The organism is Rubrivirga aquatilis, assembly GCF_046845665.1.
In the GTDB taxonomy this organism is placed as follows: Bacteria; Bacteroidota; Rhodothermia; order Rhodothermales; family Rubricoccaceae; genus Rubrivirga.
This window is the reverse complement of record NZ_CP177355.1, coordinates 1,831,518-1,852,886: the sequence shown is the minus strand read 5'-3', so window position 1 is coordinate 1,852,886 and position 21,369 is coordinate 1,831,518. Positions and strand designations below refer to the sequence as shown.

Below are 21,369 nucleotides of genomic sequence, written 5' to 3'. Positions count from 1 at the left end.
CGCAGACCCATGAGCACCCAGCCTCAGCGCTTCGTCATCCGCCACCTGTCCGGCTCGAAGGCCCACCAGGTCGAGGAGTTTCCCTTCGCGACGTTCGACGCGATCACCCTCGGACGTGGCGGCAGCACCGACGTGGTGTACGACCCCGACCAAGACGAGCTCGTCAGCCGCGAGCACGTCAAGATCACGCGCGACGGCAGCGATGCCTACTCGATCACCGATCTCGGCAGCCGCAACGGCACGTTCGTGAACAAGGTGCAGGTCGCGGGCACCGCCTCGGTCCGGCCCGGCGACACCGTCCAGCTGGGCAACGACGGCCCCGAGTTCGTGTTCGACGCCGAGCCGCGCCCCGCGCGGGAGACCGTGATCGCGTCGCCGCGGGCCGGCAAGGCCACCACGCTCTCCCCTTCGCTGGCGGCGGCCACCGACCGAGCGCCCGCCAAGGCCGGCGTGGGCCGCGAGACCGTCGAGCGGATCGTGACCGAGAGCCGCCGCCAGTCGCAGAAGTCCATGACCGGCATGGTGATGGGCGTGAGCGCCGGCGTGATCGCCTTGGTGGCCGCGCTGTTCTTCGTCCTCCGCCCCGACCCCGAGGAGGCCCGCACGTTGGCGCGGAGCGACACCCAGGCGGCCCTCGACTCGGTCGAGGCCAACCGACAGGTGGCCCTGACCCCGTCCGACATCACGCGCGAGCACGGCGAGGGCGTCGTGTTCATCGAGAACAGCTGGCGGCTCATCAACGCCGACACCGACAAGCCGGTCTTGCACCAGTACGAGCAGGTCCCGATGAACGGCTCGATGCAGACGATGGCCGTCTACCTCCAGCTCCCCGACGGCCGGGTCGAGCCCTGGATCACGTACGCCGACCCCAACGGCCTCAACAAGCCGATCCGCGGCGCGGGCACCGGCTCCGGCTTCGTGATCAGCCAGGACGGCTTCATCCTGACCAACAAGCACGTCGTCGCGACCTGGGACTACCCCTACAGCTTCCCCGAGGACGCCTTCCCGGGCGTGATGTACTCGCTCGACCTCCAGGGCAACCTGGTCGCCCAGCGGGACAACGCCGGCAACGTCGTCCGCGACCGATCGGGCGCGCCGGTGCCGCAGACGCAGGTCCTCCAGCGCGGCCAGATGCCGTCGTGGGTGCCGACCGAGACGCAGTGGGTCGAGCAGCGGCCGGTCCAGAACGTCCGCGCGCTCCGCGGCGTGCCGAACATCCAGGTGACGTTCGAGAACTCCAGCATCCCCTTCGAGGCCGAGCTCGAGCGGATGTCGCCCCGCGCGGACGCCGCGACGATCAAGATCGACGCCCAGGAGCCGCTCCACGCCGTCTCGCTCCACGACTCCTACGAGTCGACCGAGGTGGGCGACGCCGTGGTCATCATGGGCTATCCGGGCATCAGCGGCACGGACGTGGTCACCGGCAACAACCGCGAGGTGCTTGGCCAGCAGGCGCGGGCTCGGATCGTGCCCCGCCTGACCTCGACGCCCGCGAACGTGTCCTCGATCGCACGGAGCCGCCGGACGGGCGACCCGGACGAGCGTGTGGTGTCGGTCGGCTTCCAGGACGTCTACCAGCTCTCGACCAGCGCCACCGGCAGCGGCAACAGCGGCGGGCCCGTGTTCGACCACGAGGGCCGCGCGATCGGCATCTTCACCTACGGCGTGAACACCCCGGGCGACGCGGCCGTGACGTACGCCATCCCGATCAAGTACGGGATGGAGCTGACGCGGGCCAGCGAAGGCCTCTAGCCCGCGCCCTCAGGGCCGCCGGCGGTCGGCTGGCGGCCCGTCCCTCTCGCCTCCGGACTCGTGGACCTCCGCCCCGACACCATCCTCGGTGACTACCGCCTCGACGCGCGCGTCGGCCGCGGCGGGATGGGCACCGTCTGGCGCGCGCGCCACCTCCGCATCGGGCGGACCGTGGCGCTCAAGGTGCTCCGCGACTCGGACCTGTCGGCGCGGTTTCTCAACGAGGCCCGCATCCAGGCTGGCCTCCGGCACCCGCACGTGGCGACGCTCTTCGATTACTTCGAGGCCGATGGCCACGCGTGCATCGCGATGGAGTTCGTCGAGGGCGAGACGTTCGCGGACGTGCTGCGCCGCGGGCCGCTCGACGCCGACCGCGCGGTCCGGCTGCTCCAGCCCGTGGTCGAGGCCGTCGCCTACCTCCACGACCACGGCGTGATCCACCGCGACCTCAAGAGCCACAACGTCAAGGTGACACCCCAGGGCCGGGTCGCGCTCCTCGACTTCGGGATCGCCAAGGACCTCACTCTGAAGGGCCTGACGACCGGAGGCGCGGTCCCCGGGACGCCCGAGTACCTCTCGCCCGAGCAGGTGCTCGGCCGGCCCCCCGACGCCCGGTCCGACGTCTGGGCGCTCGGCGTGCTGCTCTACGAGCTGCTCACCGGCGACGTGCCGTTCCAGTCGCCCTCGACCTTCTCGCTGTTCGAGCAGATCACGCGGGCCGAGTACGCGGCGCCGTCGACGCGGCAACGGGGGGTGCCGGCCTGGGCCGATGCCCTCGTCGCGCGCTGCCTCCGGCCGTCGCCGTCGGACCGCTTCGCCAATGCCGGGGCGCTTCTCGACGCGCTCCCTCTCGCGCACGCGCCCCGCCCTCCGGTCGCGGCGCCTCGTCGCCGACGGCGCCCGCGCTGGGCGCTCCCGGCGATCCCGCCCGTCGCCGCTTGGGTGTTCGCCGCGCTCGCCGTCGTGGCGCTGGCGGTCGCGATCGGGCTCCCGACCCTGCCCTCACCCCCGGCCGAGGTCGCCCCGCCGCCGCCGGCGCGGATCGTCCCGCTTGGCGCGACGCCGGCCGACGTCGTCATCGACGCGATCGGCGCGTCGGCGGAGGTGTGGATCGGCGGTCGGCTCGTCGGCCAAACGCCGTACACGCTGTCGAGCTACGTCGGCGAGTCCGTCGACATCGAGCTGCGCCGGGGCGATGCGCTCGAGACCGTCCAGTTCCTGACCTCGCCCGGCAAACGGGCCTACACCGTCACGCTCCCCTAGCCATGTGGTGGCCCTTTTCGCGCCGTTCCCCCGCCGCGCCGACCGCGGCGACCTCCCCCGCGCCCGCGTTCGCGCTCGACCTCGCCGTCGTCTCCGACGTCGGCCACGTGCGCGACCAGAACGAGGACCGCGGGCGGAGCGTCCGCCCAGGCGATGCGGAGACGCTCGCCAGCAAAGGCGTCTTGGTCCTGGTGGCCGATGGCATGGGCGGCCACGAGGCCGGCGACATCGCCAGCACGACGGCGGCGGACGTCGTGTCGGAACGGTACTACGCGCTCCCGGCCTCGCCGCGCGCGGCGCTCGAACGCGCCTTCACCGAGGCGAACGCCCGCATCTACGCCGCCGCCGGAGCGCCGGGCCGGACCGGCATGGGCACGACCTGCACCGCGCTCGTGCTCCGCGGCGCGGAGGCGTACTGGGCACACGTCGGCGACAGCCGGCTCTACCGCTTCCGCGACGGCGCCATCGAGCGCCTGACCATCGACCACTCGATGGTGGCCGAGATGGTGGCCGAGGGGATGCTCACCGAGGAGGAGGCCCGCCACCACGACGCCCGAAACGTGATCACCCGCGCCCTCGGCATCCACCCCGAGACCGAGGTCACCCTGGCGGGCCCCGACGTGGTCGCGCCCGGCGACGTCTACGTGCTGATGTCGGACGGGCTGTACGACCTGGTGTCGGACCTCGAGATCGCAGCGGCGCTTGTCGCCCCGAGCGTCCACACCGCCGCGCACGCGCTCGTGGACCGCGCCAAGGCGCGCGGCGGCCACGACAACGTGACCGTCGCCGTCGTCCGCGTCACGTCCGAGCGACCGCGCGTCGACTCGCGCGAGACCGCCCCTGCCCCCGCCCTCTCGTGATCGGTCGCACCATCGGCGCGTATCGCATCGAGTCCCTGCTCGGGCAGGGCGGGATGGGCGCGGTCTACCGCGGCCTCGACCTCATGCTGGACCGGCCCGTCGCCATCAAGGCCCTCCGGGCGGACATCGCGGCGTCGGCCGGCCACGTCGAGCGGTTCCGCCAGGAGGCCCGGACGCTCGCCCGGCTGCTCGACCCCCACATCGCCACGCTCTACGCGTTCCTGCGCGACGGGGACGACCTGTACATGGTCATGGAGTTCGTCGAGGGCGAGACGTTCGAGGCCCTCCTCCACCGCGAGCGGCGGCTGGCGCCCGACCGGGCCCTCCCCCTGTTCCGGCAGGCGCTGCGGGGCATCGACCACGCGCACCGGCGGGGGATCGTCCACCGCGACGTGAAGCCCGCCAACTTTATGCTGACGCCGGGCGGGACGGTCAAGGTGATGGACTTCGGGATCTCCCGGCTCCTCGGCTCCGCCCGGATGACCCAGACGCGCCACGCCATCGGGACGGCCGAGTACATGGCGCCCGAGCAGGTCCGGGCCCGCGAGGTCGACGCGCGGACGGACGTCTACGCGCTCGGCGTGCTGCTCTACGAGATGGTCACCGGCCGCGTCCCCTTCGACGCGCCGAGCGCGTTCGAGACGATGCAGGCGCACCTCCAGGTGCAACCGCCCGCCCCCAGCCGCTGGGTGCCCGACCTGCCGACCGAGGTGGCGCGCGCCATCCTGACCGCGCTCGCCAAAGACCCCGCCGACCGGTTCCCGAGTGTCGCCGCCTTCCGCGACGCCCTGCCCGACCTCGAGGCGCCCCGGCCCATCGGCAGTCCTGCCGAGCGGCCGTCGACGAGACCGGCTGCCCCCACGACCCCCGCCCCGCCCACCGTCGTGGCCGAGCGCCCGAAAGCGGCCCCGCCCGCCGAGAGCCTGGACACGGACGAGCCGCCGGCGCAGGAGATCGGCGAGCGTGCCCCGGGGTCCTCGGACGAGGCGCCGTCGGACGACTCCGCTCCCCCGGTCGCGGCGCCGCCTACCGTTGGGGACGAGGCACCGGCTGCCGCCGAGCCCGGCGAGACGCTCCCGGACGACGACCCGGTGGCCGGCCCCCCCGTCGACCCGGAGACCGGGGCCGCCCCCGAGGCGCGACGCCAATCCCCGCCCCCGACCGTCGTCGCAGACCCGCTGGCGACCGTCGAGGGCCCGCGTCACCGGATGGCGCCCCCAACGACCGTCGTGGCGGGCACCCCCGCGACCGTGCTCGCGCCGGCGCCGGGCGCCCCGGGCCGCCCGGCGTGGCGCTCCCTCCGGCCGGTGCCCCGAGCCGTACTCGCGGTCGCTGGCGCGGCGCTCGTGGTGGCTATGGGCCTGTGGACGTGGCGCCCGTCGCCCACCCCGGACCGCGCGACCGACGACCGCCCGGAGCGTGTCGCGGAGCAAACGGCGCCCGGTGGCCCGGCCACCCCGGTCGAGGGTGCCGCGGCGTTCGCCCTCCCCACCGGGCCTCCGCCCGCCATCGACTCGGCACCGACCGGCCCCACCGACGCCGCCGAGGGCCGACCGCCCGCCGAGCGGGCTCCGGAGCCGCGCCGCACGCCGGCCGCGACGCCCGACCAACAAGCGCCGCCGCCCGACCGGCGGCCCGAGCCGCCGCCGCCGCCCGCGCCGGCCCCCGAGCCCGCACTCCGCCCCCAGACCGGCACGGCCCGCATCGTGGTCCGTCCGTTCGGCGACATCTACCTCGACGGCCAGCGGCTGGCGCGCGCCACGAACGCCGCTGTGAGCGCCGAGCTCGCGCCCGGCACCTACACCGTCCGCGCCACGCACCCCGACTTCGGCGAGATCACCGAGACCGTCCGCGTCCAGGCCGGGCGGACGGCCGACGTGCAGCTCCAGTTCGCCACCCCCGTCGAGGTCACCGTGACCTCGGACCCGCTCAACGCCGAGATCCTGCTCGACGGGCGCCGCACCGGCCGCTACACGCCGGCCGCGATCACGGTCCCGCCTGGCCGCCACACGATCGGCGCCGAGCGCGAGGACACTTCCGCCTCGACCACCATCACCATCACCGCCGGGCAGTCCCCGGCTCGCGTGCGCCTCACCCTCCAGACCCCCTGACCCATGACCCGCGCTTTCGTCCTCGCCGCCCTCGCCCTGTGCGCGGCCCCGGCCCTCGCCCAGACCTGCTCGCGCGCCCTCCCGAGGGCCCAGGAGAGCTACCAGACGGGCGACTTCGACGCCACCATCGACCGGCTCACCTCGTGCCTCGACGCCGACCGCTTCTCGACCGAGGAGCGGCGGAACGCCTACCGCTTGATCGGCCTGAGCTACATCGGCAAGGACCGCGAGGCCGACGCCCGCGACGCGGTGGCGCGGCTGCTGGAGGTGGCGCCGAACTACGAGGCGGACCCGGCCCTCGACCCCCCGCCATTTGTCCGGCTGGTGTCGGAGGAGCGGCGGCGGCGGCCCTCCGCGACGGGCGGGCCGAGGCGCGCCGCGTCGTCCCGGTTCGGCGCGGCCGTCCGAGCCCACGGCCTGAGCTACTCCGACTCCGACTCCGACTCGTTCACCGGCGGCGGCGGCGACCTCACGCTCGGCTACGACGTGACGCCGTCGATCACGGTCTACACGCAGCTCCGAGGCTCCAGCGGCAACGGCGACGGCGCCCTCTCGGTCGCGCTCGGCGGCGTCAGCCTCGGCGGGCGGTTCGCGTTCGGACACGGCAAGGTGGTCCCCTACATCGGGGCGGGCGCGGCCTACCAGACGGCCACCTTCGACGCCACCGGCCTCGGCTCGCTCGACTACTCCGGCCCCGGCGGCGAGCTGGAGGGCGGCGTGCTCTACGCGCTCTCGCGGTCGCTGTCGCTCACCGGCGGGGTCGGGGCCACGTTCACCACCCTCTCCACGGATGGCCGACCGGACGACATCTCGGCCACGACGATCCGCCTAGGAGTTGGCCTCTCGTGGCGCCCGTAGCGCGTGCGACGCCGGGCATGCCCGCGGCCACCCCCCGCACAGCGTCAAGGCGGAGCCTGCGGCCGTGGACCTATGCGGGCCCTGCCGACAGGCGGTCGCGTCCGCTCGCCCTGAGTTCACAGGCGGTGACGCACCGCTGTCGCGGGGGGCGCGCGTAGGTTCGACGCCCCCCCCGAGATCGTCCCGTTGTCCGTCCCCGCCCGCCCGCTGCCCTCCGGCACGGACGTCCTCCCCGGCGTCCGCCTGCGCGACGGGTTCGCGCTGCGCGAGGGCCAGCGGGTGTTCCTGGAGCGGTGGGCGACCCTCCTTCAGGGGACCGAGCGGAACGCGCTGGGCGTGTTCGTGCCCGGCTACGGCAAGACGATCACGGCGCTCGCGGCGTACGTGGTCGCCCGCGCGCTCGGCGTCGCCGACCGGCTCGTCGTGTTCGTGCCGCGCGGCAACCTGCGCGACCAGTACGCGGACGTCGACGAGCTGGCGCAAGTCTTCCACTGGCTCGGCGCCGAGTCCGTCTCGTTCTGCGCCGCCGACTCGGACCGGGTGTTCCTCAAGAACCTCAAGACCGAGGTCGTGGTGACGACCTACCAGTACGCCTCAGGCGAGCGCGGCAACGACGCGCTCCAGGCGTTCTGCCGCCAGTCGAAGGCGCTGTTCGTGTTCGACGAGGTCCACCACCTCGCGCACGACGGGACGTGGGCGCAGGCTATCGAGCGGTTCCCGCACGCCGCCTCGGTCGCCCTCTCGGGCACCCCGATGCGCGGCGACTCGAAGTCGCTCTTCGGCGTGCCGACGACGACCGACGCCGAGGGGTTCGAGTACTACGACGCGCTCCACGAGGTCGGGATGCGCGAGGCGCACGCCGAGGGCGGCATCCTGAAGCGCGTCGAGGCGCACGTCGTCGACTACGCCGTCCGCATGGTGCGGACCGACACCGGCGAGGAGGTCGAGGTGTCGCTGACGGCCCTGCGCGACGACCCCGAGGCGAGCCGCGACGTCGACGCGTACCTCGCACGGCGCAAGCTCCGCTTCCACGAGGTCTACCTCGAAACGCTGCTCGGCCCGGCGTTCACGCGGTTTGCCGAGAAGCGGGGGCAGCTCGCGCGGCAGATGGCGCGGTCCGGCGGTTGGGCCGGCTACCGCGACCACCAGATGCTGGTCATCGCGATGAGCAACGCGCACGCCGCCGCGATCCTCGATTTCGTTCGCCGCCGCCACCCCGACGTGCGCTCGGCGCGCATCGGCCAGGACGTGCCCGCCGCCGAGCGCCAGCAGCTTCTCGACGCCTACCGTGGCGGCGACCTCGACGTGATGGTGCAGGTCGACATGATCGGCGAGGGGACCGACATCAAGCCGATCTCCGTGCTCGTCAAGGCCGACTTGGTCCGCGCGGTCGGTAAGACGATGCAGCAGGTCTTCCGCGGGATGCGCTACGTGCCGGACTGGCCCGAGGAGGCGAACGCCTGCGACCTGTACGCCGCCGAGGACTCGGGCGTGGCCGAGACGCTGCGCTGGATCGCGGCCGAGGAGACGATGGGGACCAAAAAGTCGAAGAACGGGACGGGCGGGGGCGAGGGCGCGGCCGTCGAGCCGTCAGAGGCGTCGGTGTGGGAGCTCAAGTCGGTCCGCCAGGGGACCAGCCAGACGCTGTCCCTCGACCAGATGCCGGGCTACCGCTCGTCGGACCAGTTCCACCGCGAGGTGCCCAAGGAGCGGGCCCGCCCGGTCGCCATCGACGTGGCGGCGCGCGAGCGCGAGCTGCGCCAGGCGTGCGCCGACCTCGCCAAGGAGCTGTCGTACGCCGCCGACGTGTCGGTCCGCGAGGTCCACGCGGCGTGGAAGCGGCAGGTCCGCGGGCAGGCGCAGGCCGACGCCAGCATCGTGGCGCTGGACAAGAAGCGGGTCTGGCTAGAGCGCTCCCTCCGCGCGGGCCGGCTGGCGTAGCGCGCCGCGTGGCCGAGCTGGATAGGGCTCTCGTCGAGCGGTGCGCGATGGGGGGCTGGGTGCCTCGACCGGCTGCTGGCCCGGCTCGACGAGCGGACGTGGAAGCGGGCGGCGTGATGATGGCCCATCAGGAGTGCAAGCGAAGCGCCCGGCTCATTCAGGTTCAGCGCGGCTGGTTGAGCCGGACGTGAGCGGCAAGCCGCAAGCCGACCCGGCTCACCTCAGGGTTCACGTTCCCGGACAGGTCTAGGCCGAGCCCGAGCCCGCCCCCGACCTCGTAGACCGCCGACCCACTGATCCCTACACCGACGGTCGTGTATGGCTCTCGACCCGGGCCGACCCTTTGGAGATCGAACCGATCCCGCCCCCACACGACGGCCGAACCCGCGTAGGCCCCGAAGCGCATCCGCCCCCGCTGGGCTCTGACGCCGCCACTCACGCCCACGGCCTGCACGGTCGTCGGGTCCGCGCCCAAGGTGAACTCGACGCTGGAGTCGATCCCGAACCGGACGGCGAGGAGGCGCCCCGTGCTCACATACAACCCGGCCCCGGCCCAGAGGGGGGACGCCTCGACTCCTCCGTTCGCCTCCAGCTGCCAACGAAGCTCGTCCTCGTCACGTGGGGTGGCTTGACACCAAGCGGGGGCGGTGGTCGTGGTGAGCGCGAGGAGCAGGTAGAGCGGTCGCACGACGGGTAGGGCGTTGGTCCGGTCAAGCTCTCCCCCGCCCCGGGCTCTTCCATAGTCCGTTTGCGCTACGTGGCGAGCGCGGCAGAACAGGTTCTACCGACGCTGACGCCCATCATTGGTCAGACCCACCGAGCGAGTCCCCTTCCGTGCCGGCCACACGGGCTGGCAGGGCGGGAGACCGCCCATAGGCGAGGTCGAGGAGGGCTCCATAGGTCGGGAACGGCCAGATAGACCGGTTACTCATTACGGCCACGACCACTCCGCCCTGAGGCACCCGCCAGAACACCGTCGTCAGCCCGTCGCCCGCCCCGCCGTGACCGACGACGGTCACCGAATCGGAGGGCGCCGCGCCCGGCATCTCCCAGACCGCCACACCGTACCCGTAGCCCAGCGACGGCCGCGGGCCGTAGTGCTCCGCGACCCACTCGTCCTGCACCCGGGGGCTCGCCATCCTCGCCTGCCCGGACGCGGACAACAGGCGCCCGTCGCGGAGCGCCGCGTCCAGCCGGAAGAGGTCGCGCACCGTCGAGTACCCGACCCCGTCGGCATACACCGAGTGGTCGTAGCGGACGTGCCAGGGCTGGCCGTCCTCCGTCGCGTACTGGGTAGCCATGCGTGGGATGACGGCCTCGAACGAGCGGCACCCGCTGTCGGCCATCCCTGCCGGCTCGAAGATCTCCTCGCGGAGCAACGCGCAGTATGGCCGCCCCGTCACCGCCCCAGCACGAGGCCGAGGAGGACGTAGCCCGTGTTGCTGTAGTCGCTTCCCCCGCCGGGCTCGAACTCGAGCGGGCGCGCGAGCATGTCGGCGACGATGGTGTCGGGCGGGACGGGCCGGGGGAGGTAACGGGCCTCGTACTCGGCCCACGGGAGGTCGTTGGCGAAGTCGACGAGGCCGGACCGGTGGGATAGCAGGTGGTCGAGCGTGATGCGCGGGTCGAGGGCGCCGGCGAAGCGCGGGAGGTAGTCCAGCGCTGGGGCCTCGAGGCTCAGCGCCCCGCGCTCGGCCTGCTGGAGCACCAGGAGGGCCGTGAGCGTCTTCGTGATCGAGGCGAGTCCGTACTTCACGTCCGGCCCGTTCGGGACGCCCCACGTCTCGTCCGCCTCCCCGACCGCTCCTTCGTAGAGGACGTCTCCGTCCCGCGCGACGAGCACGGCCCCGTGTAAGCGACCGCTCGCGTGGGCCTGGGCGACGTACTCGGCGATCTGCTCGGCCTCCGTTTGACTGCGGACAGGGGTTGCGAGGGCCCCCATCATGGCGCACACCGCGAGGATGAAAGCGGTTCGTCTGGCCATCAATGCAGCCGGTTATGAGCGCGGTAGAACAGTTGACCGCTCAGCCGCAGCACGCTGACGACTGGCGGGTGGGACGAGGCAACGTAGACACTGGCGCTCGGACGAGGTAAGAACGCTCACGCGTGCTGTCGGCCTGCAGCGGTGAGTTAGGCCGCCTCCTGGCTACTTCCCTGTTCTCCGTCACCGAAGTCGGCAGGCACTAAGTCGATACGCGAGCCACCTTGACGAATCGATCTGATCCTCCAGTTCGCCTTGAGGCCTACTGGGAACGACTCAACCATATCGGGTGGCTCAACACTATCGAAGTTGCTAATGTGGCACATGCCCCGCTTGCCATCTTCGAACTGAACTAAGCAGTAGTCGGCTTGGCATTTAACTACCTCGCCTTCAATTGTTGCGCCTTCCGATAGGCCGCCACCGAGATTCTCAATGAGCGACAGAGAAATGTTAGCGTTATTTGAGTCAACCGATTCGACCCTCGCCCTCACTTGGCCGCCAACATGGAGCTCCTCTGCTCCTATCTGGTTTGAAGGAAGCAGACCGTTGAATCGATCCTCGATCTGGACGAACGCTCCGAAGTGGTGGATAGCGACAACTGTGCCCACGAACTCCGACCCTTGGGGGTGATTTGATACGAAGTCAGGCCATGGGTCGGGCCACTGGTGCTTTACCGAGAAGCGTCTTACACCGTCCCTATGGCCGATCAGAACTCCGCGGGCAGAGTCGCCAATGCTGAATTTGTGCCTAAGATCTCTGATCTTATAGTGCCACGAGAAGTCGTCCGAGTGGAGAGTAGCGTTGTCGCCGGTCGAAAGCCGCAGTGACACGCGCTCTGGTGTCACGTTCATTACTTGTGCCTCGATCCGATCGTTTGCGTCTGCGAAGCTGTTTTCCTGACTATACGGTACGATTTGAGCCTCAGAGAAGCTGTCTCGTCGCAGTGTCTCCAGCGTCGATGTTAGATTTTCCTTCAGTCTCTCTGCACCGCCAATAGAAGGTTCATAAATAACCAGTCTATAACCCTTTAGGTCAAATGGCACATCTTCTGCATCTTGCGTTATCAATATCATTTTCTTCCACAGGCAATGACTGAGCCCGAGTTCGTACATCACATTCGGATTTCTGCCTGTTAGGTCGGCAATAACCACCTCTGCACTTTGAATACTCTTCCACACATCCGCCATAATAGGGCTGGAGCCAAATAGCTCGTCGGCTCGTCGGCATTCGAGCCCTTGATGCTGCGCCCAAGGCTGGATTACGAACTCGTAGAGCTGTTTGAGCTCGGCCTTAAACGGCATGAGCACGAAGCAGGTGTTGGGCTGCATGTCGTGCTTGCGAACAAAGAAGTCAGAGAGGTGCTCCATTTGCAGGGCGTTTGGTGCGGGAGCGAATATAGCCGGAGAGCGGGAATTCGGTCGAGAGGCGGCCTAACGAAGGGCCGCTCAGCGGCCGAGGGCGGACAGCACGAAGGTAGGTCGGAGCGCCGAAAGCGACGACGCTTGGGCAGCGCGAGAACGCTGACGCCCTCGGTCCGCCTGCAGCGGCGGGTTAGGCGGCCTGGGCATGTTCGGAGTTGTCGACCATGTGCATCAGAAGGCTACCCAAAAATAGAAGGTGTACCGCATCTTCGTGTCCAATCTCAAGGTTTGCATGGGCCTTTGGGTTTCGAACACCCGTCATGACTCCTGCAAATATCTGCATGTATCCTTTCTGGGTGTTCTTGCCGCTCTCAGTGCTTGTATCTCCTAGGCGTAGCACATGATTATCGAGAGAGAACACGTGCTGCATCAACCGCGCGCCTGACAGGCCGTCCCCGATCTCGCCACCGGCTTTATCTCTGACTCGGCACTCTAGCTCTTTTAATACTGCTTCAACTGAGTCTGCGTAGTGGCCTGCTTCAAATCTGCTTTTTGAGACCGTCCGAGCAACGGGGTGGAGCATGGGCCAGAAGTTCAGTTCGCCTACTGGATCACGCTGGACGTCAGGCCAATATTCATTCACCTCGTCGATCATCGACTCGATCAAAGCGATCGCACTTCTAACACCAGAATGCTTTGCTGCCTGTTGCTGCTGAGCAGAGGGCCGAGGCGATGGGGTGCCATCGTGGTACACCACGCTCCCCCTCCGCCGAAGCGAGTACTGCGTGGACTCAAACTCCTTGAGGTGGCCTGAATCCTGTCCAAATATGTATTTGATAGCCACAGCCGTATCGCGCCTCCACTTCGCGAAATCGATGGATGTAGTCTCCCGAAGCATCAGTCGGGCCTGATCAGCACGCTGTTTCAGCTTTTCGACCGCCTCGGGTTTATTCAAGCTCATCGGGCTAGATCACATTGGTGGAAGAAAGCCGCCTAACCACTGCTTCAGCGGATTGGGCAGTCACCATATCTGGTGACCGGTTGGCAAATGTAGTGACGGTCTCCACATCTGGTGACCTCTCACCCGCCCCGCTCGAAACGCCAGCTTCAGACAGTCTGCCCCACTCGCCCTCGCAGCATCTGCGCCCCGCCGCTGATCCCTACGTCGCCTTGCGCGGTCGCCCGACCTCGTAGCGCAGGACGACGATGCCGCAGTCGTAGACCTGGGTCTCGGTGAGCGTGAGGGACGTCAGCCCGGCGCCCGGGGCGACCAGCGGGATGCCCGCGCCGAACACGACGGGGTTCAGCTTGACCACCAGCCGGTCGATGAGCCCGGCCCGCGCCAGCGTCCCGGCCACGTCGCCGCCGCCGCAGAGCCAGACCGGCGCGTCGGCCTGCGCCTTCAGGTCACGCACGAACGCGGCGAGGTCCCCACGCGCGAGCTCCACGGCGTCATCGGGGCTCGCGGCCATCGTCCGGGAAAAGACGACCTGGCGCATCGCGGGGTACGGGCTCGTCGTGCCCGCCGCCAGCCCCACGTCGTACGTCTTGCGCCCCATCAGCACCGTCCCGAACCCCTCCAGCTCGGCGAAGAAGTCGGCGACCACCTCGTCGTCCCACTCGAACCCGTCGAACGACCCGTCGGGATGGGCGATGAAGCCGTCCAGGCTGGCGGCGACGTAGTAGACGAGATCGGCCACGGGGCGACGGAGCGACGGGAGACGCGCAACCTAGCGCCAGCGGCCGACACGCCGTTTCTCCGCTCGTTTGGCTCGCGGGCCAGAGACACCGGAGCGCGAGCACGCGCTGCCGCCGGCATCCCCACCACGCACACCGCCCCGCCGGCGGCAAGCACCAGCGGGGCGGAACGATCCGAACAGAGACGGAGGTCTAGCCCTGCGCGAGCATGCGGACGGCGTCCGCGAGCATCTGAGCCTTGGCCGGGTCGCCCGAGGCCATCGCCATGCCGGCGACGCCGTCGGCCAGCTCGGTCAGCGTCCGCGCGCGCGTGGCGCCGGACTGGTTCTCGGCGTTGTACAGCGCCGTCCGCACCAGCAGAAGCTCGGCCGGCGACATGGCGTCGGCGCGGTCCAGCTGGTCGGTGTAGGCGCGCGCCAGCGCGAACGTGGCGGGCCACTCGTAGACCGGCTGGCCCTGCGCGTTGAGGTAGTCGAGCTCGACGGTGTTGGAGGCGTCGATCTCGTTCTGCGTCAGGTACGGGCTCGGCGTCAGCTGGAACACGTCCAGGCCACGCGCGATCTCGGAGCTGACGAGGTCGCCGTTGTACCAGTAGACGGACCAGCTGCCGCCCGACGCCATCTGCTCGGCGTCGGCCGGGCCGCGGTCGTGGAACGCGATCTCGATGGGGTTGGAGGCGTCGGTCCAATCGAAGACCGAGATGCCGCCCTGGTACCAGCTCTGCACCATGATGTCGCGGCCGGGGACGGGGATCAGCGAGCCGTTGTGGGCCACGCAGTTCTCCTCAGACGTCTGCGGTGCGGGGAGCTTGTAGTAGCTCTGGAAGTCCATCTTGCCGTCCGTCAGCGTAAAGATGGCGTTCGCGCCCCACTCCTTGGGGTCGGTCGCGCGGCACTTCGGCTGGCCGCCGCCGCCCCACTCATCGGTAAAGAGGACCTTGGTGGCGTCGTTGTTGAACGTCGCCGAGTGCCAGTACGAGAAGTTCGAGTCGGCCACGGCGTCGATCCGGCGCGGCGCGATGGGGTTGGTGATGTCGAGCAACAAGCCGTAGCCCTCGCACGCACCGCCCGCCAGCCCGACGGCCGGGTACAGCGTGATGTCGTGGCACTGGTTCGGGCCCGGGCCGGGCTCGCCGTCGTCGTCGTCGTCGCTCCCGACGGTGATCCCGAAGCGCTCCTGGACGAGCGCCGGGAGCCGCTCGCGGAGCAGCGTCGAGTCGGCCGCCGTGGGCTCGCCCTCGCCGCCGCGCTCGGCGACGATCTCGGCCAGGAACATGCGGACGAAGCGGTCCGGCATCACGCGGTCCTGGCCGCCGAAGTACAGGACGTAGGCACCGCGCGCCTTCGCCTCCTCGATGGCCGCGATGTCGGCGGGCGCGAGCCCGTGGCTCGGCGCCTCCGTCAGGCCCTCAAAGATGCGGGGCGAGTTGACGATCTCGGCGGCGGCCGGGTTGGCCAGCGGCACGCGGATCACCTCGATCCGGAACAGCGCCGTGTTCGGGTCCTCGCCGGGGGCCGCGCCTGAGCAGCCGGGCAGCTCCTCGGCCGGGCGGACGCCCGCCGAGCCCGACACGTAGACGTAGACGTTGTCGTCGTCGTTGGGGTCTTTGAGGACGGAGTGCGTGTGCGAGCCGCGGCAGGTCTGCACGTTCGAGACGTACTCCGGATTGCGGATGTCCGTGATGTCGAAGATGCGGATGCCGCGCAAGCGGTCCGCGCTGACGGCCTCGGAGACGCCCTCGGTGCCGCAGTCGAGACGGCCGCCGAGGCCTTCGCCCGAGACGAACATGAGGTCGCCGTAGACCGAGACGTCGCTCTGCGACGCCGGGCAGACGTACTCCGTGACGACCGACGGGTTGGCGGGGTCGCTGAGGTCCCACACGACTATGCCGTTGTAGTTGCCCTGGATCGCGTAGTCGCCCTTAAAGGCGAGGTCCGAGTTCGTGACGCCGAGGAAGTCGGCCGGCGGCGGCGTCGACGAGACGACGCGCAGGTTCCAGGTCGCCTCCTCGGCGTCGAAGAGCCCGGCAGCCAGGCCGACGCGGGGGTCGGGGCTCGGGGCCATCGTCGGGAAGGCCGGCACGGTCACGCGCGCGCTGGCGGGGGCCTCCATCGCGGGGGCCGTCATGGGACGCTGCGCGCAAGCGGCAGTCCCCAGGAGGACGGCGGCCACGGCCAGCGTGGAGGGGAGGGTGGAAAGACGCATCAGGGTGAGGGGGGTGGCTGGGGTGGGGGGACGGTTGGGGGCGGGTCGCCTAGTCGTCGGCCATGCCGTCGAGCATGAGCTGCATCCGGGCGATCTCGGTGCGCTGGTCGACCTGAATGTCGGACGCCAGCTTGAAGGTGTTGCCGTTCTGCGCCGCGCCGTCTTGCGCGAAGAGGTGCTCGACCATCGAGACGGCGCCGGCGTGGTGCTGGATCATAAACGTCAGGAAGAGGCGGTCGAAGTCGGCGCCGCGCGCCGCGTCGAGCTCGGCGAGCTGGGCGGCCGTGAGCATCCCCGGCATCGGGGCCATGCCGCCGTCGGCCGAGTCGCCGTGGTCCATCCCGGCGTGGTCCATGCCGCCGTGGTCCATCCCGGCGTGGTCCATCGACATGGAGGTCGTTCCGTCCTCGGCGACGGCCGGGGCGGGCAGGCCACGGTCCACCAGCCAGCGCTGCATCGTCGCGATCTCGTCGTGCTGCGCGTTGTCGATCCGCGCCGCCAACCGGGCGACGGCCGGGCCGGCGCCGTTGCGCCGCGCCATCTCCGCCATCACGAGCGCCTGCGCGTGGTGGTGGATCATCCCCGCCATGAACTCGGCGTCGTCGTCGGAATAGCGCTGGAGGTCGGCCTGCTGGCGGGCCCGGTAGAGCGCCTCCAGCTCGGCCACCGACGGGCCGGAATCGGAGGCGTCGGGCGAGGAGACGGACGGCGACGACGTATCGAGGGCGGCGGACGGGGCGCAGCCGGACACCGCCAGCACGGCGGCGACGGCCAGGACGGGCAGGACTCTCATGGCGGGGTGGCGGGGGGTAGGCCCAAGGTACGTGGCGTCGGGCCGACGCCCACGCTACGGGACCGCTCGCGATCGGTTGCGCGGGCCGCCGGACGACACGGTGACCGCCCGGCTATCTTCGCGGTTTCGCCCCCCGCCCCGCATGGACATCGTCTCGATCGGCCGCGGCCTCCTCGGCCTCGCCGGCATCGTCGCCCTCGCCGTCGTCTTCTCCTCCGACCGCCGCCGCATCCGCTGGCGGACCGTGGGGGCCGGGCTGGCGCTCCAGTTGCTGTTCGCCGTCCTCTTCCTCAAGGGCGAGGCGCTCGCCGAGGTGTTCTCGCCGTTCGGCTGGCCGAAGGCCGCGTTCGCGGCGGTCGCGGGGTTGTTCGTGGCGTTCCTCTCGGCCGTCGAGGCCGGGTCCACGTTCGTGTTCGGGGGGCTGGCGCTGTCGCCGGGCACCGAGGGCTCGCTGGGGTTCTTCTTTTTCGCGTACGTGCTGCCGACCGTCATCGTGTTCGCGGCGCTGATGTCGATCCTGTACTACCTCGGCATCATGCAGTGGGTGGTCCGGGGCGTCGCCTTCGTGGTCCAGCGCGCGCTCGGCACGTCCGGCCCGGAGTCGCTGTCGGTGAGCGCCAACATCTTCGTCGGCCAGACCGAGGCGCCGCTCGTCATCAAGCCCTACATCAAGAACCTGACGCGCTCGGAGCTGATGGCCGTGATGACGGGCGGGATGGCGACGATCGCGGGCGGCGTGCTCGCGAGCTACGTCGCGTTCCTCGGCGAGCGCTACGCGAGCGTCGCCGGGATCGCCGTCGAGGCCGGGCAGCAGTTGTTCGCCGAGCAGCTGTTGGGCGCGAGCGTGATGGCGGCGCCAGCGGCGCTCGTGCTGGCGAAGATCCTGGTCCCCGAAAAGGCCCAGCTCACGGCCCCCGATCACCTCGACTCCAAAAAGACCGTCGTCCCGGTGACGGACGCCGGGGAGGCCACCCAGCCCTCGACGGCCAGCGACCTCGCGACCGAGGCCACGCTCGAAGACCTGGCGGACTCGGGCCCCAAAAACGTCATCGACGCCGCGGCCACGGGCGCCGCCGACGGGCTCCACCTCGCGCTCAACATCGGCGCGATGCTGATCGCCTTCCTGGCGCTGATCGCGATGCTCAACGGCATCCTGGGCTGGGGCGCGGGCCTGTTCGGCGCCGAGCTCTCGCTGGAGGGCATCCTGGGCGTCGTCCTCTCCCCCATCGCCTGGATGATCGGCGTCCCGACCGTCGACATCACCACGTTCGGCAGTTTCCTGGGGACGAAGGTGATCGCCAACGAGTTCGTCGCCTACAGCCTGTTCGCCGACGCGCTGGGCGCGGGCACGCTGCAACCCAAGACCATCGTCATGGCCACGTTCGCGCTGTGCGGCTTTGCCAACCTGTCGTCGATCGGCATCCAGATCGGCGGGATCGGCCCCCTCGCGCCGGAGCGGACGGGCGAGATCGCAAGCCTGGGCCTCAAGGCCGTCTTCGCGGGGACGCTTGCGAACCTGATGACGGCGACGATCGCGGGCGTGTTGCTCGGGTGATCAGGTTCGGGGTTCGGGGTTCAGGGTTCGTGCCGTGCGCCCCTGTGCCCGGACCCAGAGCGCGGCGCCGAGCGCGAGCGCGAGCGCCACGGCCGCGAGCACGGCGGTCAACCGTCGGTCGGGCAGCGGGAAGCGGGCGGTGATGTGGTGCAGACTCGTGAGCGCCGCCGCCGCCATCAGCACGGCCGTCGCCCCGCGATCCCGCCAGCGCGTGGACAGCACGGCGGCGGCGGCGGGGTAGACGGCCCAGATCGCGGGCTGCATCAGACGCTCCTGGTCGCCGCCGAAAAAGGCGCTCGCCAGCGTCAGACCGAAGAGGGCGACGAGGTGGAGGTGGCCACGCATCCAGATCCACGTCTCGCGTGGGAAGACCGCCAGCACCGCCACGGCGGGCACGAACGCGTTGACCAAGAGCCGCGCCCACGTCCCGGGGTCGGCGGCTTTCCCGCTGGCGTTGAGGAACGTCTGGACGAGGTGCGGGCCCTCCTGCTCGGTCAGCAGCAGGCGGGGGACGACGAACAGCACCACGACCGGGACGAGCGCCAGCGCCAGCTTCCACCCGTCCTGGCGAAGCCGCCGCCGCTCCCACAGGTACACCGCCGCGACGGGCGCCATCAAGATCGCCGGCTCGCGCGCCAGGACGGTCACCGCGAGGACGACGGCGAGGGCGGCGTACCGGCGCTGCCACAGCAGCCACAGCCCGGCGCCGAGCCCGAGCTGCGCCAGCAGGTCGCCGAGTTGGTACATGTTGAACACGTTGAACCCGAACAGGTACGGGTTCGCCGCCAGCAGCAGCACGGCCAGCGCCGAGGCCCCGGCGGTCGCGCCATCCGACCGGCAAACACCGTATGTCAGCGCCGCCAGCGCCAGCGAGCCGACGACGGCCCAGACGTAGAACGCGGTCGGCACTGCGAGCGGGAGCAGCCCCGCCAGCCACGGGCCCAGCCAGCGGAAGACGTAGGGCTGGTTCTGTCCCAGGTCGAGGCCGGGCGCGGCCTCGGCCATCGGGCCGTAGTACTTCACCCCGGCCTCGGCGAAGACGAGGGGGTCGAGCGCGCCGTAGCCCCACACGAGCGCGGCGACGACGGCGAGGGCGGGGACGAGCGGGCGGGAGGTCAAGGGAGACGGCGGGTGGGGGACGGAAGGTGGCCTCGGACCCCTCCGACGCGCCAGCCGCTCGCGCGCAGGAATGCGAGAAGGCCGACGCGCTCGACCGTCGGCGCTGCCGGGCCGGAACCCGCCCCGCCCTCTCGCCCTACCTGGCATTCCGGCGGACCCGCGCCCTCCCCTGCTTTTCTGCGGCGCCCGCCGCGCTCCCCCCGCACGCCTTGCTCCTCGCCGTCGACCTCGGGCTCCGCACCGGCTTCGCCCTCTACGGCCGCGACGGGCGGCTCGTCTCGTACCGCTCGCAGAACCTGGGCAGCCGCGCCCGCTTGCGCCGCGCCGCCGGGTCGCTGCTCCACGACCACGCCGACGCCCAGCGCGTCGTGCTCGAGGGCGGCGGCGACATCGCCGAGATCTGGCAGCGGGCCGCCGAAAAGGCCGGGCGCCGGGCGCGCGTGATCGACGCCCACGTCTGGCGGCAGGCGCTCCTGCTGCCCCGGGAGCAGCGGTCGGGGTCGGGCGCCAAGGAGGCGGCCGACGGGCTGGCGCGCGCCGTCATCGAGTGGAGCGGGGCGCAGCGGCCGAAGGGGAGTCTGCGCCACGACGCCGCCGAGGCCATCGCCATCGGCCTGTGGGGCGTGCTCGACGCGGGCTGGCTGGAGGCGGTGCCGGAGGCGATCCGGCGACGCTAACCCTCGTCGACCTCGTGCCCCGCCGCCCGCAGCGCCGCGACGGCCTCCCCCAGCTGGCGGTCGCGGACGAGCAGGACGTCGGTGTCGTAGGTCGAGAGCGCGAAGATGGAGACGCCGGCCTCAGCGAGCGGCGTCGCCAGCCCGGCCAGGATGCCGGTGAGGGCAAAGTCGAGCGGGCCGCGGACCGCGAGTACCCGCCAGCCGCGCTCGGCGACGGCGTCCGGGGGGACGGCGGACTCCGCGCAGACGACCGACAGCTCGGCCGGCGTCCGGGTGATGCTCGACACGGCGCCCGTCGCCATCCAGTCCGCCAGTGGAGCGTCCGGAGTCAGGCGACAAACCGCCAGCCGGCCAGGAAGGAGATCGAGCGTCATTCGCCCGTAAAGTCGGTCTCGACGTGGACCCAGCCCTCGATCTCGGTCCCCTCCACGCGCCCCGCGCGCTCGCGGACCCAGGCGTCGGAATACGACCCGTCGAGCACGCGGCGCATGAACAGCTGGTCGAGCGCCGTGCCGGTGCCCTCGACGAGCCAGATCGCGACGGGCTCGTTCGCCTTGTTGACGTAGACCTGGGCGGCGACGCGCCCGCTCACGTTCGCCAGCTCGGCGGGGAGGGCGAGCGGCTCGGCCGGGGGCTGGTACCGCGAGCCGTTGTAGCGCTGAAAAAACTCGGTCTTGATCCGGTTGACGAGCGCCTCCGACGCTTGCTGGTCGGCACTGCTGGAGACGCCCCCCTCGATGTCGTCCATGAATTCGGCGGCGAAGACAGAGTCGACCACCTCGGGCTCGCTCCGGTAGAGGTCGGTCATCCGCTCCTGGACCCAGCGCACGAACTCGCCGTCACGGGCGACGCCCATGGCCTCGATGGTCGACAGGTCGCGGAAGGCGCGCGTGGTGTCGGTGCCGGGCGCGTACCAGCGCGTGTCGCTGGCGGCCACCCAGCCCTCGGGCGGCGTGGACGGCGGCCCGCTCTCGGCACAGCCGGCGGCGAGGGCGACGAGGACGAGGGCGGCGAGGAGCGGGCGCATGGCGGAGTCGGGCGGGAGGCCACGCAAGCTACCGAGCGTAGGAGCGCATGAGCGCAGGACGCCCGCCCCCCGTGTCCGCCTCGGACCCGAGGTGGGCGCACCCGCGCGGAGTCCCCCCGCTCTGCCGCCATCGCTGCGCTCAAGGGGGCAAAGCTGTCCCCCTTTGAG

The 21,369-nt window shown here is 70.8% G+C and carries 17 protein-coding genes and 1 pseudogene; 8 read left to right on the top strand and 10 right to left on the bottom strand.

Annotation, left to right across the window (positions count from 1 at the left end; translation table 11 throughout):
* The first annotated feature begins 9 nt into the window (after positions 1-9).
* The 6 genes from ACLII4_RS07955 (at position 10) to ACLII4_RS07930 (ending at position 8,785) form a co-directional block, all read left to right on the top strand.
* Positions 10-1,752 carry a trypsin-like peptidase domain-containing protein gene (locus ACLII4_RS07955; RefSeq protein WP_412070369.1) on the top strand — a complete coding sequence of 581 codons (1,743 nt, stop codon included), beginning with the start codon at positions 10-12 and terminating at the stop codon, positions 1,750-1,752.
* Positions 1,753-1,812: 60 nt separating this feature from the next.
* A complete protein-coding gene (locus tag ACLII4_RS07950) occupies positions 1,813-3,015 on the top strand; it encodes a serine/threonine-protein kinase (RefSeq protein WP_412070368.1) in 1,203 nt (400 codons plus the stop codon).
* Between the two features lie 2 nt (positions 3,016-3,017).
* A complete protein-coding gene (locus ACLII4_RS07945; protein ID WP_412070367.1) occupies positions 3,018-3,875 on the top strand; it encodes a PP2C family protein-serine/threonine phosphatase in 858 nt (285 codons plus the stop codon).
* Positions 3,872-5,986 (top strand): protein kinase domain-containing protein, encoded by a 2,115-nt coding sequence (locus ACLII4_RS07940; protein WP_412070366.1) that lies wholly within the window; start codon positions 3,872-3,874, stop codon positions 5,984-5,986. The genes ACLII4_RS07945 and ACLII4_RS07940 overlap by 4 nt, the downstream gene beginning before the upstream one ends.
* 3 nt (positions 5,987-5,989) lie before the next feature.
* The gene (locus ACLII4_RS07935; protein WP_412070365.1) at positions 5,990-6,844 is read left to right on the top strand and encodes an outer membrane beta-barrel protein; all 855 of its coding nucleotides are present in this window, start codon (positions 5,990-5,992) and stop codon (positions 6,842-6,844) included.
* A gap of 186 nt (positions 6,845-7,030) precedes the next feature.
* Entirely contained in the window at positions 7,031-8,785 is a 1,755-nt protein-coding gene (locus ACLII4_RS07930) for a DEAD/DEAH box helicase (protein ID WP_412070364.1), read from the top strand.
* Between the two features lie 163 nt (positions 8,786-8,948).
* Here ACLII4_RS07930 and ACLII4_RS07925 read toward each other — a convergent pair whose 3' ends face one another.
* The 7 genes and pseudogenes from ACLII4_RS07925 to ACLII4_RS07895 form a co-directional block, all read right to left on the bottom strand.
* Positions 8,949-9,473: a hypothetical protein gene (locus tag ACLII4_RS07925; protein ID WP_412070363.1), complete on the bottom strand. Its 525-nt coding sequence runs from the start codon at positions 9,471-9,473 to the stop codon at positions 8,949-8,951.
* Positions 9,474-9,585: 112 nt separating this feature from the next.
* Positions 9,586-10,727 (bottom strand): annotated as a pseudogene (locus ACLII4_RS07920) (serine hydrolase domain-containing protein).
* 188 nt (positions 10,728-10,915) lie between these two features.
* On the bottom strand, positions 10,916-12,133 hold the full coding sequence (locus ACLII4_RS07915) for a S1 RNA-binding domain-containing protein (protein WP_412070362.1): 1,218 nt from the start codon (positions 12,131-12,133) through the stop codon (positions 10,916-10,918).
* Positions 12,134-12,317: 184 nt separating this feature from the next.
* Entirely contained in the window at positions 12,318-13,088 is a 771-nt protein-coding gene (locus ACLII4_RS07910) for a TIGR02391 family protein (RefSeq protein WP_412070361.1), read from the bottom strand.
* Positions 13,089-13,287: 199 nt separating this feature from the next.
* The gene (locus tag ACLII4_RS07905; protein WP_412070360.1) at positions 13,288-13,827 is read right to left on the bottom strand and encodes a dihydrofolate reductase family protein; all 540 of its coding nucleotides are present in this window, start codon (positions 13,825-13,827) and stop codon (positions 13,288-13,290) included.
* A gap of 190 nt (positions 13,828-14,017) precedes the next feature.
* On the bottom strand, positions 14,018-16,030 hold the full coding sequence (locus tag ACLII4_RS07900) for an LVIVD repeat-containing protein (protein WP_412070359.1): 2,013 nt from the start codon (positions 16,028-16,030) through the stop codon (positions 14,018-14,020).
* 49 nt (positions 16,031-16,079) lie between these two features.
* Positions 16,080-16,823 (bottom strand): DUF305 domain-containing protein, encoded by a 744-nt coding sequence (locus tag ACLII4_RS07895; protein WP_412070358.1) that lies wholly within the window; start codon positions 16,821-16,823, stop codon positions 16,080-16,082.
* Positions 16,824-16,965: 142 nt separating this feature from the next.
* Here ACLII4_RS07895 and ACLII4_RS07890 point away from each other — a divergent pair, with 142 nt between their 5' ends.
* A complete protein-coding gene (locus ACLII4_RS07890; protein WP_412070357.1) occupies positions 16,966-18,378 on the top strand; it encodes a NupC/NupG family nucleoside CNT transporter in 1,413 nt (470 codons plus the stop codon).
* On the opposite strand, the gene ACLII4_RS07885 is transcribed toward ACLII4_RS07890, so the two are convergent.
* Positions 18,379-19,497: a hypothetical protein gene (locus ACLII4_RS07885; RefSeq protein WP_412070356.1), complete on the bottom strand. Its 1,119-nt coding sequence runs from the start codon at positions 19,495-19,497 to the stop codon at positions 18,379-18,381.
* Positions 19,498-19,706: 209 nt separating this feature from the next.
* Between ACLII4_RS07885 and ACLII4_RS07880 the strand changes: the two genes are divergently transcribed.
* Positions 19,707-20,174 carry a hypothetical protein gene (locus ACLII4_RS07880; protein WP_412070355.1) on the top strand — a complete coding sequence of 156 codons (468 nt, stop codon included), beginning with the start codon at positions 19,707-19,709 and terminating at the stop codon, positions 20,172-20,174.
* Here ACLII4_RS07880 and ACLII4_RS07875 read toward each other — a convergent pair.
* Both ACLII4_RS07875 and ACLII4_RS07870 read right to left on the bottom strand, forming a co-directional pair.
* Positions 20,171-20,548, bottom strand: coding sequence for an ACT domain-containing protein (locus ACLII4_RS07875; protein ID WP_412070354.1), 378 nt, complete (start codon positions 20,546-20,548; stop codon positions 20,171-20,173). The genes ACLII4_RS07880 and ACLII4_RS07875 overlap by 4 nt on opposite strands.
* A complete protein-coding gene (locus ACLII4_RS07870; protein ID WP_412070353.1) occupies positions 20,545-21,201 on the bottom strand; it encodes a hypothetical protein in 657 nt (218 codons plus the stop codon). Before ACLII4_RS07870 ends, ACLII4_RS07875 begins: the two co-directional genes overlap by 4 nt.
* Positions 21,202-21,369: the final 168 nt, after the last annotated feature.